The sequence below is a fragment of the Erwinia sp. genome, assembly GCF_031978025.1.
In the GTDB taxonomy this organism is placed as follows: Bacteria; Pseudomonadota; Gammaproteobacteria; order Enterobacterales; family Enterobacteriaceae; genus Erwinia.
In genome coordinates this window covers 1-13,858 of the sequence record NZ_DALZCD010000097.1, presented here as the reverse complement: position 1 = coordinate 13,858, position 13,858 = coordinate 1, and the positions used below count along the sequence as shown (strand labels likewise).

11 protein-coding genes, 1 pseudogene and 1 other annotated feature are annotated in these 13,858 nt (G+C 54.8%); of the genes and pseudogenes, 6 read left to right on the top strand and 6 right to left on the bottom strand.

Annotated elements, in window-relative coordinates:
• Nucleotides 1–35: 35 nt before the first annotated feature.
• Entirely contained in the window at nucleotides 36–1,010 is a 975-nt protein-coding gene (gene cysB, locus RTK32_RS09835) for an HTH-type transcriptional regulator CysB (protein WP_312043472.1), read from the bottom strand.
• 186 nt (nucleotides 1,011–1,196) lie between these two features.
• A complete protein-coding gene (gene topA, locus RTK32_RS09830; RefSeq protein WP_312043470.1) occupies nucleotides 1,197–3,815 on the bottom strand; it encodes a type I DNA topoisomerase in 2,619 nt (872 codons plus the stop codon).
• A gap of 398 nt (nucleotides 3,816–4,213) precedes the next feature.
• On the opposite strand from topA, the gene RTK32_RS09825 reads away from it, so the two are divergent.
• The gene (locus RTK32_RS09825; protein ID WP_312043468.1) at nucleotides 4,214–4,462 is read left to right on the top strand and encodes a DUF2498 family protein; all 249 of its coding nucleotides are present in this window, start codon (nucleotides 4,214–4,216) and stop codon (nucleotides 4,460–4,462) included.
• A 22-nt stretch (nucleotides 4,463–4,484) separates the two neighbouring features.
• On the opposite strand, the gene sohB is transcribed toward RTK32_RS09825, so the two are convergent.
• A complete protein-coding gene (gene sohB, locus RTK32_RS09820) occupies nucleotides 4,485–5,534 on the bottom strand; it encodes a protease SohB (protein WP_312043466.1) in 1,050 nt (349 codons plus the stop codon).
• Nucleotides 5,535–5,733: 199 nt separating this feature from the next.
• Here sohB and RTK32_RS09815 point away from each other — a divergent pair, with 199 nt between their 5' ends.
• Complete coding sequence (locus RTK32_RS09815) at nucleotides 5,734–6,489, top strand: YciK family oxidoreductase (protein WP_312043464.1); 756 nt, start codon at nucleotides 5,734–5,736, stop codon at nucleotides 6,487–6,489.
• Nucleotides 6,489–7,079: a cob(I)yrinic acid a,c-diamide adenosyltransferase gene (cobO, locus tag RTK32_RS09810; protein ID WP_312043462.1), complete on the top strand. Its 591-nt coding sequence runs from the start codon at nucleotides 6,489–6,491 to the stop codon at nucleotides 7,077–7,079. Before RTK32_RS09815 ends, cobO begins: the two co-directional genes overlap by 1 nt.
• A 38-nt stretch (nucleotides 7,080–7,117) precedes the next feature.
• On the opposite strand, the gene rluB is transcribed toward cobO, so the two are convergent.
• Nucleotides 7,118–7,984 carry a 23S rRNA pseudouridine(2605) synthase RluB gene (rluB, locus tag RTK32_RS09805; RefSeq protein ID WP_253453824.1) on the bottom strand — a complete coding sequence of 289 codons (867 nt, stop codon included), beginning with the start codon at nucleotides 7,982–7,984 and terminating at the stop codon, nucleotides 7,118–7,120.
• Nucleotides 7,985–8,833: 849 nt separating this feature from the next.
• On the opposite strand from rluB, the gene RTK32_RS09800 reads away from it, so the two are divergent.
• Nucleotides 8,834–9,460 (top strand): serine protease, encoded by a 627-nt coding sequence (locus tag RTK32_RS09800; protein ID WP_312043459.1) that lies wholly within the window; start codon nucleotides 8,834–8,836, stop codon nucleotides 9,458–9,460.
• 93 nt (nucleotides 9,461–9,553) lie between these two features.
• Here the strand turns inward: RTK32_RS09800 and RTK32_RS09795 are convergent, their stop codons facing one another.
• A complete protein-coding gene (locus RTK32_RS09795; RefSeq protein ID WP_312043458.1) occupies nucleotides 9,554–10,174 on the bottom strand; it encodes an L-threonylcarbamoyladenylate synthase in 621 nt (206 codons plus the stop codon).
• 38 nt (nucleotides 10,175–10,212) lie between these two features.
• Nucleotides 10,213–11,076, bottom strand: coding sequence for an RNase RNM (gene rnm, locus RTK32_RS09790; protein ID WP_312043456.1), 864 nt, complete (start codon nucleotides 11,074–11,076; stop codon nucleotides 10,213–10,215).
• Nucleotides 11,077–11,227: 151 nt separating this feature from the next.
• Nucleotides 11,228–11,326, top strand: a sequence feature (Trp leader region).
• A gap of 24 nt (nucleotides 11,327–11,350) precedes the next feature.
• On the opposite strand from rnm, the gene RTK32_RS09785 reads away from it, so the two are divergent.
• Complete coding sequence (locus RTK32_RS09785) at nucleotides 11,351–12,910, top strand: anthranilate synthase component 1 (RefSeq protein WP_312043454.1); 1,560 nt, start codon at nucleotides 11,351–11,353, stop codon at nucleotides 12,908–12,910.
• Nucleotides 12,910–13,858, top strand: a pseudogene (locus RTK32_RS09780) (glutamine amidotransferase-related protein); the annotation flags it as partial. The gene RTK32_RS09785 and the pseudogene RTK32_RS09780, both read left to right, overlap by 1 nt.

Here is a 13,858-nt window from a genome sequence, read left to right as displayed (position 1 = left end):
CTGCGGCTCTGAACGGGGAGGCTGAAGGGGCAGGATTATTTGGCAGGTAATTTAATATCTTTAAACATTGCTTCAATATCTTCATTGGAGCGCAGCCCTACGGCAGTGTCCACCACATCACGGGTTAGGTGCGGCGCAAAACGCTGAATAAAATCATACATATAACTACGCAGAAAAGTGCTGCGACGGAAGCCAATTTTGGTTGTGCTGTAGGTGAACACGTCCGTGGCTTCAATTCTGACCAGATCCGGATCCGACACCGGATCAACCGCCATGCTGGCTATAACGCCTACGCCCAGCCCCAACCGCACATAGGTTTTGATGACGTCGGCATCCGTCGCGGTGAAAACAATACGCGGCGTCAGGCCGGCCCGATTAAACGCCGTGTCCAGTTCTGACCGCCCGGTAAAGCCGAAGGTATAAGTCACCAGCGGATACTCGGCCAGCTCTTCGATAGAAACTTTTTCTTTTCCTGCCAGCGGATGATCCGGCGTCACTACGATGGCGCGATTCCAGTGATAGCAAGGCAGCATAACCAGATCGTCGTACAGATGCAGCGCTTCGGTAGCAATGGCGAAATCCGCGTTGCCTTTAGAGACCGCTTCCGCAATTTGCGTAGGCGATCCCTGATGCATATGCAGCGAAACACGAGGGTAGCGTTCAATAAAGCCTTTAATCACGTTAGGCAGCGCGTAGCGGGCTTGCGTATGGGTCGTGGCGACGTACAGCGATCCCTTATCAGGCCAGGTATGTTCTCCAGCTACCGATTTAATAGCTTCGACTTTCGACAGAACCTCGCGAGCAATACGGATAATTTCTTGTCCCGCGGGGGTGACCTGTGTCAGGTGCTTGCCGCTACGGGCGAAGATCTGGATACCCAACTCGTCTTCCAGCATACGTACTTGTTTACTGATGCCGGGTTGCGATGTGTAAAGCCCCTCAGCCGTTGAAGAGACATTCAAATTGTGATTGACCACTTCAACGATGTAACGCAGCTGCTGCAATTTCATGTTTGATCCGTCCAGTTTGGCGCCGCGCGCCGACAGGCTGTGCGGGGGAAGCACAGTGTATCGGCCTAATGCGATTTTATAATAAGGAAAGGTATATCTATAACAATCATATCAAAGATGGGTGGAATGTATAGCAGACCGGCAGCCGGAAGAGAAAACGGGCCGGCTGGATGCCGACCCGAGAGGTTATTTCTTGCTGGCTTTCGCCGTTTTTTCGGTTACGACCCACTTGCCGTCAACGTAGAACGCTGTCCAACCCGTGGCTTTACCTTCTTTTTCAGTGCTGACGTATTGCTGCTTCGTTTTGCGGCTGAAGCGCACTACCGTCTTGTTACCCTCTTCATCTGCGACCGGCGCGTCGGCCAGATAGCGCAGCTTCTCCGGCAGACGATCGCGGAAGCGCTGCAGCTCTTCCACCAGAGGCGCACGCGTCTCCCTGGATTTAGGGAAGGTGTTCGCTGCCAGGAAAACGCCTGCCGCACCGTCACGCAGAACAAAGTAAGCATCCGATTTTTCGCACGGCAGTTCCGGCAGCGGAACCGGATCTTCCTTCGGCGGCGCAACATCGCCGTTACGCAGGATCTTACGGGTGTTTTTACACTCGTCATTGGTGCAGGCCATGTATTTGCCAAAACGCCCCATTTTCAGGTGCATTTCTGAGCCGCACTTTTCGCATTCCACAATGGGGCCATCATAGCCTTTGATGCGGAATTCGCCCTGCTCAATTTCGTAACCGTCACAGCCCGGGTTGTTGCCGCACACGTGCAGTTTGCGCTGGTTATCGATCAGATAACTGTCCATCGCCGTGCCGCATTTGCCGCAGCGACGGCGCGCGCGCAGCGCATTGGTTTCGGCATCTTCACCCTCGAGGATGTTCAGGACTTCATTCTCTGGGATCAGATTGATAGTCTGCTTGCAGCGCTCTTTCGGTGGCAGTGCATAGCCGGAACAGCCAAGGAATACGCCGGTGCTGGCGGTACGGATCCCCATCTTGCGGCCGCAGGTCGGGCAATCGATGGTGGTCAGCACCATTTGGTTCGGCTGCATCCCCCCCTCTTCCGGATCCTTATCCGCCTTTTCCAGCTGCTGGCTGAAGTCGGCGAAGAACTTATCCAGCACGCCTTTCCACTGCGCTTCATTATTGGCAACCTGATCCAGGCTGTTTTCCATATGCGCGGTGAAATCGTAGTTCATCAGCTCGCGGAAGTTTTCCTCCAGCCGGTCGGTAACGATCTCGCCCATTTTCTCCGCATAGAACCGACGGCTTTCTACCCGCACATAGCCGCGATCCTGAATAGTAGAGATAATCGATGCATAGGTAGAAGGACGCCCAATGCCGCGTTTTTCCAGCTCGCGCACCAGCGAGGCTTCACTGAAGCGCGCGGGCGGTTTGGTAAAGTGCTGGCTGGGTTTGAGCTGCTGCAAGGCCAGTTCTTTACCCACTTCAACCGGCGGCAGCGTGCGGTCTTCATCCCCTTTACGCAGCGCAGGCATCACGCGCGTCCAACCGTCAAAGCGCAGCGTACGGCCTTTCGCCTTAAGTTTGAACTCGCCTGCACTGACGGTCAGCGTGGTAGAATCGTATTGCGCCGGCATCATCTGGCAGGCAACAAACTGGCGCCAGATCAGTTGATAAAGCTTCTGCGCGTCCGCTTCCATATCCTTTAACTGCTCGGCAAGAACAGCGACGTCCGATGGGCGGATCGCTTCGTGCGCTTCCTGCGAATTATCTTTGCTGGCATAGGTGTTGGCGGCTTTTGGCAAATATTTTTCGCCAAACTCGTTTTCGATATAGCCCCGTACCATGCTGACCGCATCCTGGCTCAGATTGGTCGAGTCAGTACGCATATAGGTGATGTGGCCCGCTTCATAGAGGCGCTGCGCCATCATCATGGTTTTCTTCACGCCGTAGCCCAGACGAGTACTGGCCGCCTGCTGCAGCGTGGAGGTAATAAACGGCGCGCCAGGCTTGCTGCTGGTCGGCTTATCTTCACGGTCGGTAACCTGATAGCGCGCTTTTTCCAACAGGCTAACGGCGGCCTGCGTCTGCTCGCCATTGACCGGACGGAAAGGCTTGTCATGCTGATGCGTGACTTCCATCGGCAGCAGGGTGCCTTCCGGCGTATTCAGATCGGCGTGCAGCTCCCAGTACTCTTCCGGCACAAACGCTTTAATTTCACGTTCGCGCTCGACAACCAGACGCACGGCAACCGACTGCACGCGTCCGGCAGACAGCCCACGGGCAATTTTCTTCCACAGCAGTGGTGAGACCATGTAGCCCACTACGCGGTCCATAAAGCGGCGCGCCTGCTGGGCATTCACCCTGTTGATATTCAGTTCGCCCGGCTTGTCGAAAGCCTGACGGATCGCATTTTTGGTGATTTCATTAAACACCACGCGACTGAAGCGCGAATCATCACCGCCGATCACTTCCCGCAGGTGCCATGCAATGGCTTCCCCTTCGCGGTCAAGGTCGGTTGCGAGATAGATGTGGTCGGCATTTTGCGCCAGCGCTTTCAGCTCGGAAACCACTTTTTCCTTGCCCGGAAGGATCTGATAGTTCGCTTCCCAGCCGTGATAAGGATCGACGCCCATACGGCTAACCAACGCGGTCTTTTCGTCCTTTTTCACCTTTTTGGTGGTCTTACTGGTTGTAGAGTCAGCGCTCTTTTTAACTGTTGATCCACTGGTCGGCAAATCGCGGATATGACCCACGCTGGATTTCACCACGTAGTCGTTTCCGAGATATTTATTGATTGTTTTGGCTTTTGCCGGGGACTCAACTATTACGAGAGCTTTACCCATATTTACCTTTACCTGATTAAAACATCCGAGAGTAAATTGTGCCGAAAGCCTGGGGGCAATCCAGCGCGTTAAAACCTTCATGGCCGACAGCAGAATCCGGCACTTTCCCTGTTAACGCTTCCTGGACAGGAAGCCAACCCACTGATTAACGACACCTTTTACAAACTGTTAAGCGCATCACTAACAAAGCGTAAAGCCAGTTTTACGCCCGGAACCCGAAACGCCCACACTCTACCTGATAAAATCTGTTACGCAACTTAATTAGCATCCACAGCGGATTTACGCCAGAAAGACATAAAAAAGTGTGCGGAGAGGCAAGCGCCCACCGGCATTGAGTTTTTGCGGGGGTGCGGCGTAATATACTGCTCATTTGCCGCCTCTATAAAGGAGAGAATTCTGTGAAATCTACCCAGGCTATTGATAAAACCGCCCTCCTGCAAAAGGCGAACGAGCTTATCGTCGGGCACAAAGATTATTTTTCGGGGTTGTGCGCCACCGACGTGGAGCAGAAAGGTGAAGTGCTGGTTTTCCGCGGTGACTACTTTTTGGACGAGCAGGGACTGCCGGGCAGTAAAAGCACGGTGGTGTTTAACGTGTTTAAGTTCTTAGCCACCGAGCTGTCACCGCTTTATCATTTACAGGAATAGCGCCGGAAAGGCGCTACCAGGATTACAACAGCGGTTTTTCGCCCCGCTGCCACAGGCGCAGCAGCAGGCGCTCAAGGCTGACGCTGGCGCTTTGCGTAAAGCGATCCATCATTCTTTTGCGCTTCACGTAATGCACAGCCACTACTTCCCGCGCCTGCATCTGGTCGATGATCAGATCGTCGCTGGTGCCGATAGCGTCAATCAGGCCTTTTTCCAGCGCCTGCGTGCCAAACCAGTGCTCGCCGGTTGCCACGCTCTCAATATCCAGCGCCGGACGCATTTGATGAACAAAAGTTTTAAACAGCTGATGTGTTTCGTTGAGATCTTCGCGGAATTTTTCGCGACCCTGCTCGGTATTTTCGCCAAACAACGTCAGTGTGCGCTTATAATCTCCAGCCGTATGCAGCTCTACGTCGATTTCATTACGCTTCAGCAGACGATTGAAGTTAGGGATCTGCGCGACCACGCCGATTGAGCCGATGATGGAAAACGGCGCGGCTACGATACGATCGGCGACGCAGGCCATCATATAGCCGCCGCTCGCGGCCACTTTATCTACCGCCACGGTCAGACGAATGTTCTTATCGCGCAGCCGCTGTAGCTGGGAAGAAGCCAGCCCGTAGCCGTGCACTACGCCGCCCGGACTCTCCAGCCGAAGCAGCACTTCATCCTGCGGTCTTGCAACCGCCATAACGGCCGAAACCTCTTCACGCAATGAGGCAACTTCGTGCGCGTCCATGCTGCCTTTAAAATCCATCACGTACAGCGTGGGTTTGCTTTCAGCGGGCTTAATGCCTTGTTTAGCATCAGCTTTAGCATTCTTCGCCTCCAGCTTAGCCTTTTTTTTCTGCTCTTTGTACCAGCGTTTTTTATCGTGCGGCTTCATGCTCGCCAGGCCCATTTCATCCTTTATTTCCTGATAGGCATCATTAAGCCGCGTCAGGCGCAGCTGACCGCTCTGAGTACGTTTACGCATGGCCAGATGGGTAAGCAGGAGAGCAATGGCCGCGATCGCCACGACCACCGTGACCGTCTTGGCCAGAAAAAGTCCGTAGTAAGAAAGTAGTTCCACGCATTCCGCCTTATTTAACATCTAATTAGATCAGCTGCTAGTGTAGCCGAGTCGGTGCCCGGCGTCGCCCGGATCCGTTGCGGATGCAAAGATAGCGCTGCGCAGAGAACAGGCATCCGGACGGTTTGCTGTTGCGGTCAATGGATTAGCAGCGTTACCCTGTTCCTTTCCCGCCCTAAGAACCGCCAGAGGCTCATCAATGGATTATCACCCTGACCGTCATTTGCTTAACGATCGTATTATCCTTATCACCGGCGCCAGCGACGGTATCGGTCGTGAGGCGGCCGTTACCTATGCCCGCTACGGCGCCCAGGTTATTTTACTGGGCCGCAATGCGCAGAAGCTACAGGCCGTAGCGGATGAGATTGCCGCTACCGGCCAGCCTTCCCCGCTTTTCCTTACCCTGGATTTGGACAGCGCCACCCCGGAAGCGTGCCGCCAGCTGGCCGATGAGCTTTCCCGTCATGTCTCAAGACTGGATGGTGTGCTGCACAATGCCGGTCTGTTGGGCGACGTGGTGCCGATGACGGAGCAGGATCCCGCCGTCTGGCAGCAGGTCATGCGCGTGAACGTGGATGCCACTTTCTTCCTGACCCAGGCATTGCTGCCGCTGCTGCTGAAGTCGCAGGCTGGCTCGCTGGTGTTTACCTCTTCGAGCGTGGGCCGTCAGGGACGCGCAGGCTGGGGTGCCTACTCCGTGTCTAAATTTGCCACCGAAGGCATGATGCAGGTATTGGCTGAAGAGTATCGCGGCCAGCTGCGCGTCAACTGTATTAACCCCGGCGGCACCCGCACCAAAATGCGCGCCAGCGCTTTCCCGGAAGAAAATGCCGGCAAGCTGAAAACGCCGGCAGATATTATGCCCACCTACCTGTATGTCATGGGCGATGACTGCACGGAAAGCGGCGTCAGCTTTGATGCGCAGCCGGGACGTAAACCGGGAGCGGCAGAATAATGGCTGACGATCGCCATCAGCAGCGTCAGCAGAAGCTGAAAGAAAAGGTGGAGGCGCGGATAGCCGCGGCCACCGAAGCGCGCGGTATTCTGATGGTATTTACCGGCAACGGCAAAGGGAAAACTACCGCTGCTTTTGGTACCGCTGCGCGCGCGGTTGGCCATCATAAACGCGTGGGCGTTATTCAGTTTATTAAGGGCGAATGGCCTAACGGCGAGCGCAATTTACTGGAGCCGCACGGCGTGGAGTTTCAGGTAATGGCGACCGGCTTCACCTGGGATACGCAAAACCGCGAAACCGATACGGCTGCCTGCCTGGACGTCTGGCAGCACGGCAAACGGATGCTGCAGGATGCGTCGCTGGATCTGGTGGTGATGGATGAGCTGACTTATATGGTGAGCTTTGATTATCTGCCGCTTGAGGAGGTCATGGCGGCGTTGCGCGCCCGTCCGGCACAGCAAAGCGTGATTATTACCGGGAGGGGGTGTCATCGCGAGCTGCTGGCTCTGGCGGATACCGTGACCGAAATGCGCCCCGTTAAACACGCGTTTGATGCGGGGATTCAGGCACAGCAGGGTATCGACTGGTAAAGGCCAAAAAAAAGGGCGAATCGCTTCGCCCTTTTTTATTAACGCTTGCTGGTCGTGCGGCGGTTGCCGCTGACCTGAGTATGGCGCTTCACGGCGCGACGGATCTGATTGGCTTTAGTGCGACGACGATCTTTTTCCAGCGCGACTTTACTGGTGGTTTCCGGCGGCAGACCTACCAGCTCGCGCAGATAGTTGGTCGGCGGCAAATCCAGCTCTGTCCAGCCGCCGCGCGGCAGCCCTTTTGGCAGCGTGATATCGCCGTAGCGGGTACGGATCAGGCGGCTGACCTGCACGCCAACGGATTCCCACAGGCGGCGAACTTCGCGGTTACGGCCTTCTGTCAGCGTCACGCTATACCACTGGTTGATGCCCTCACCACCGGTAAACTTCAGCGTTTTAAATGACGCCGGGCCATCCTCCAGCTGCACGCCACGACTCAGCTGCTTCAGCTTATCGTCATCCACCTGACCGAACACGCGTACCGCATATTCCCTTTCCACTTCCCGGCTTGGGTGCATCAGACGGTTAGCCAGCTCGCCATCCGTTGTGAACAGCAGCAGGCCGCAGGTGTTGACGTCCAGACGCCCTACGGCGATCCAGCGTGCGCCACGCAGCTTGGGTAAACGGTCGAATACGGTAGGACGGCCTTCAGGATCGTTACGGGTGCAAAGTTCGCCTTCTGGTTTGTAATACGCCAGCACGCGGCAAACTTCATTGGTCGATTCCGCTACCGAGACCAGATGGCCGTCGATACGGATTTTTAATGCTTTACTCGGCTCTACGCGGTCGCCCAGCGTGGCCATTTTGCCGTCCACGCTAACGCGTCCGGCAGAAATCATGGTTTCAATTTCGCGGCGGGAACCATGCCCGGCGCGCGCTAAGACTTTCTGTAATTTTTCGCTCATGGCGCTGCCTCTTTGTCGCCTTCCCAGGCGTCATAATAATGAATGGGCCGTTACTCAGGAGGCGGGGCTTTTTGCTGCTGGATACGCGCGACGCCCGCCCCATTTTCAGGGGAAGCGCATTCTACACTAAGTTCTTCGCTATTGATAACGCTAGCGGGCTCTTTGCCAGGGAAAAGATGCGGCGGGCTGAAAAGACGCCATGCCGACAGCTGCGCTTATCAGTCATTCATTTACTCTGCTTACCAAAATGCCCACCTTAAGCCAATTAAACGCTAAGTCTTGATGCGTTAATTAAGCCAAATTTCAACCGGTGTTTTTTATATATGTTTTTTAATTTAAACTAAATTAAAGTTTGCCCTTTTCCTGCCGATACTGCGCGCCGCCTGATGTTTATTTAAAATAAAGCCAAATTAGACGGGCGGGCAGCAAGTGCTTCCGCCCGGGGAAATGTTTACGACATGTTAAATCCATATCTTTACGAAAAAGCAGTGATTAATGCCAACTTAACACAAATAAAAAAGCAAACCGTTGAATGGAAATTCAAATAGGCAGCGCATTGCTATTACAGATTGAGTTAATTCCCCATCAACGCGGTTTTCATTACTTTCGGTTGTTTATTTATTTATTGCGCTAATAAGATTGTGTACAATTCATTCAGGCCAAAAGAGCCTGATTAATGAACTGTTAAACAGTCATAAAAAGTTTTAGTTAAGTTGTTATTTATTTCCCCGGTATACGTAAGTTAAACAGAGGGGAGCGAAACTCCCTGTAACGTCGATTTAAATCGACTTTACACGTCGTCAATCTTCACCAGGGATTTACTGACGTGTCCGAAAAAGCGTAAACATTATGAAAAGAATAATGCCCCTCGCGGCGTTGGCTTTGCTGACGCTGACCGGCTGCTCTGTAGGCAAATACGAATACAGCAAAGAAGCGCTGAAGCGCGTCGATATGAGCTTTACCGGCATCCCCACTATCCTTGGCGCCGGATCGCTGGGCACCAGCATCCCTATTACGCCAGAGTACAGCCTTACCGCCGCTCATGTGGCCAGGCTCTCTGTGCAGCGCGTTAAGGCTTACCACCCTTATTGCGATCTGGCGATTATTTACCATAAAAATGATATTAAAACGCTGCCGAAATTCCGCGAAGGTGACATTGGCGCGCCGGTGAAAATGTACGGCTACAGCTTTATTACCGCCATGCCAGTAGAATCTTCCGGCGTCAATCTGGCATTGACCGGGATTCGTAATGAGTGGAATAAACGCCCCTGCGTGGCGATGGCTTCGAATGCGGGCGTGGTACAGGGTATGTCGGGCGGAGCGGTGTATAACGGCGATGATACTATTGGCGGCGTAATCGTCGGGTTCACGCGTCAAATTAAACGACATAAAGTTGACAGCGTCCCGCTGAAAGATGTGTCGCTTTATATTCCTTACGATGACTTTAAAGATTGGTTACAAAAAACGACCTCTTAACCGACCTGTTTTTATCATTTAGCGCTAAAGAAAATAAGCGCAGGTATAAGGTTCATTTCTTCAGGCTCGCCTTTTTGACGAGCCTGATTTTATTTAGAGGAAAGGTGTCACGTCGCCTACGCCTTCGCGTACAATCTGCGCCGTGCTTTCGGTTAAATCAATTACCGTGGTAGGCTGCTGTCCCAGATAGCCGCCGTGAATAATTAAATCGACCTGCTTACCAATCGTCTCCTGAATGGCTTCCGGATCGGATTCGGTAAAATCGTTGCCCGGCAGCATGAGTGACGTGGACATTAAAGGCTCATTCAGCGCCTCCAGCAGCGCCAGCGCCACCGGATTAGAAGGCACACGCAGGCCGATGGTCTTACGTTTATCGTTCATCAGACGGCGCGGTACCTCTTTGGTCGCCTTTAAAATAAACGTGTAGTTGCCTGGCGTATTATTTTTAATCAGGCGAAACGCCGTATTGTCCACATACGCATAAGTAGACAGCTCTGAAAGATCGCGACAGACCAGCGTAAAGTTATGATCGCTGTCCAGCTGCCTGATACGACAGATGCGTTCCATGGCGTTTTTATCTTCCAGCCTGCAGCCCAGCGCATAGCCCGAGTCCGTAGGATAAACGATGACCGACCCTTTGTGCAGCAGCTCTACGGCCTGTTTGATCAGCCGTGGCTGAGGGTTTTCCGGGTGTATATAAAAGAACTGACTCATAATCAACCTCATGCCTGTCGCGCGACGGGCGAACAGGATCAAATTTCAGGAAAGCGCAGCCAGACGGCTTCCACACCGGCCGGAAGCCACAATTTTTTCCCCAGCTCTATCCACGGACAGGGCTGATGAAAATCAGACCCCTGCGACGCGGCCAGCTGGTAGTCCTGCGCGTATCGTGCCAGCTGCGTACGCTCATTGGGCGCCTGCTGGCACTGTGCCACTTCCATTGCGTCTCCCCCTTTTTCTTTAAAGTGGGCGAGTAAACGCTTCAACCATTTTGCGGAAAGCCCGTAGCGCCCTGGATGGGCCAGCACGGCGCGTCCGCCGGAATGATGAATGGCATCAATGGCTTGTTCAATTGTACACCACTGTGGCGGGACGTAACCTGTTTTGCCGCGCGCCAGGTAATTTTTAAACACCTGCGCCATATTATCGGCCTTGCCCTGGGCTATTAAGAAGCGGGCAAAATGTCCCCGCGTGATCGCGCCCCCCTCTGCCAGCGCCAGCGCACCTTCCAGTGCCCCAGGAATACGCGCTTTCTCCAGACGCTCGGCAATCAGCCGTGCACGCGCCAGTCGCCGGTCACCCTGCTCCTGCAAAAACTGCTTCAGCACGGGATGCTCTTCAGACACGCCCAGGCCAACAATATGAATTTCGTGGTTTTCCCACAGCGAAGAAACTTCGACCCCTGCAATCAGCCGTAACGGTAATTGATGCTTAGCGATAGCTTCACGTGCGGGCTGTATGCCTTCTACCGAATCGTGATCGGTGATGGCAAGCACGCCGACACGCTGTTCTACGGCTCTGAACACCAGCTCTTCGGGCGTCAACAGGCCGTCAGAGGCGCGGGTGTGGCTGTGTAAATCGTAGATGGGCCAGGGATTAAGCGGGGTTGCAGACAAAAGGACTCCGGAAAGCGCTAAAAAGGTCGCAGCATGATACCCGCAATTAACGGTAAGAGAAAAAGAGTATTGACATTTCCGCCACGAACCCGTTAACTAGTACGCAAGTTCACACACAAGGTAGCGAAAAATGAAAAACACAATGACAACGAACGGCTGGTGGCGTACTTCTCCCTGAACGGGCGGAGGAGTCATGCACGCAGCTGTCGCTGTAACGCTACCCAGGCCCGCCACCCGCGGGCCTTTTTTTTAGCTAATTTTGAGAACTGACCTTATGCAAACGCAAACTACAGTGAAGTTGATTACCGGCACCGCGCCCTATCGTGAGGATCCGGCCGCGCTTTTCCATCAGCTCTGCGGCGCACGCCCCGCTACGCTGCTGCTGGAGTCGGCGGACATTGACAGCAAGCGTAACCTGCAAAGCCTGCTGATTATCGACAGCGCTTTGCGCATTAAAGCGCTGGGCGATACCGTTACCGTACAGGCACTTTCAGAGAACGGCCGGGCGCTGTTACCGCTGATGGATGCCGCCCTGCCCGAGTCGGTGATCAATACCGTTCGTCCTGATGGCCGCGAGCTACGTTTTCCGCAGGAGAGCGAGGTGCAGGACGAAGACTCTCGCCTGAAGACCCTGTCGGTGTTTGACGCGCTGCGCCTGATCCCCCATCTGCTGAAAAGCCCGGCAGACGAACGCGAGGCCATGCTGCTGGGTGGCCTGTTCGCTTATGACCTGGTCGCTGGCTTTGAAGATCTGCCCGCCCTGAACAACGACCAGCGCTGCCCCGACTACTGCTTTTACCTGGCAGAAACGTTACTGGTGATCGACCATCAGAATCAAAGTGCACGCCTGCAGGCCAGCCTGTTTACGGCAGCGCCCGGAGAATTTTTGCGCCTGCAGCGCCGCATTGAACAGCTGCACAGCCAGATGCTGCAGCCTGCGCCCGCTATCCCTGTGCAGCCGCTGGAGACAATGTCGCTCAGCGTCAGCCAGAACGATGAAGAGTACTGCGCCGTGGTGCGCAATATGCAGGAAGCTATCCGTATCGGTGAAATTTTCCAGGTTGTGCCTTCGCGTCGCTTCTCGCTGCCCTGCCCGTCGCCGTTGGCCGCCTACGACACCCTGAAAAACAGTAATCCAAGCCCCTATATGTTTTTTATGCAGGATCAGGATTTCAGTCTGTTCGGCGCCTCGCCGGAAAGTTCGCTGAAATATTCCGCCGACAGCCGCCAGATCGAAATCTATCCGATTGCCGGTACGCGACCTCGCGGTCGTCATGCTGACGGCACGCTGGATCGCGATCTCGACAGCCGTATCGAACTGGAAATGCGTACCGACCATAAAGAGCTGGCCGAGCACCTGATGCTTGTTGACCTGGCACGTAACGATCTGGCGCGTATTTGCGTACCAGGCAGCCGCTATGTAGCCGACTTAACGAAAGTGGATCGCTATTCTTTCGTGATGCATCTGGTTTCACGCGTGGTAGGCAAGTTACGCGAGGATCTGGATGTCCTGCACGCCTATCGCGCCTGCATGAATATGGGCACGCTGAGCGGTGCGCCTAAGGTTCGCGCCATGCGCCTGATTGCTGAAGCCGAAGGCACACGTCGTGGTAGCTACGGCGGCGCAGTCGGCTACTTTACCGCCAGCGGCGATCTGGACACCTGCATCGTGATCCGTTCGGCCTATGTTGAAGACGGCATTGCTACCGTTCAGGCGGGCGCGGGCGTGGTACTGGACTCTAATCCGCAGGCGGAAGCCGATGAGAGCCGCAATAAGGCCCGCGCGGTACTGCGCGCCATCGCCACTGCTCATCACTGCAAGGAGATCTTCTGATGGCTGATATTCTGCTGCTCGACAATATCGACTCTTTTACCTGGAACCTTGTCGACCAGGTACGCGCTTTCGGCCATAACGTCGTTATCTATCGTAATAACGTGCCCGCCGACACGCTGCTCGCCCGTTTGCAGGAGATGGAAAACCCGATTTTGCTGCTGTCGCCAGGGCCTGGCGCGCCGGCCGATGCGGGTTGCATGCCCGAACTGCTGCGACGCCTGCGCGGGCAGCTGCCGATTATCGGTATTTGCCTGGGTCATCAGGCGATTGTGGAAGCCTACGGCGGCCACGTTGGGCAGGCGGGTGAAATCCTGCACGGTAAAGCCTCTGCTGTTGCGCATGATGAGTCAGCGATGTTTGCCGGGCTGAGCAATCCGCTGCCCGTCGCACGCTATCACTCGCTGGTCGGCAGTAACGTTCCGGCCGCGCTGACGGTTAACGCGACATTTAACGGCATGGTAATGGCGGTACGTCACGATGCCGATCGCGTCTGCGGTTTTCAGTTTCACCCGGAATCGATTCTGACCACACAGGGCGCACGCCTGCTGGAGCAGACCCTGGCCTGGGCGCTGGCGAAATAAGGAGAGCATGATGAACACAATATTGGAAAAACTCTACCAGGCGCAGATCCTCACCCGTGAAGAGAGCCACCAGCTTTTCTCCGCTATCGTTACCGGCCAGCTTGAGCCAACCCAGCTGGCTGGCGCGCTGATTGCCATGAAAATCCGTGGCGAGCGGCCTGAAGAGATCGCCGGCGCTGCAACGGCGCTGCTGGCGGACGCCAAACCCTTTCCGCGTCCCGATTACGCTTTCGCCGATATCGTCGGAACCGGCGGTGACGGTAGCAACAGCATCAATATCTCTACCGCCAGCGCCTTTGTGGCGGCGGCCTGCGGGTTGAAAGTAGCCAAGCACGGTAACCGCAGCGTTTCCAGCAAATCCGGCTCT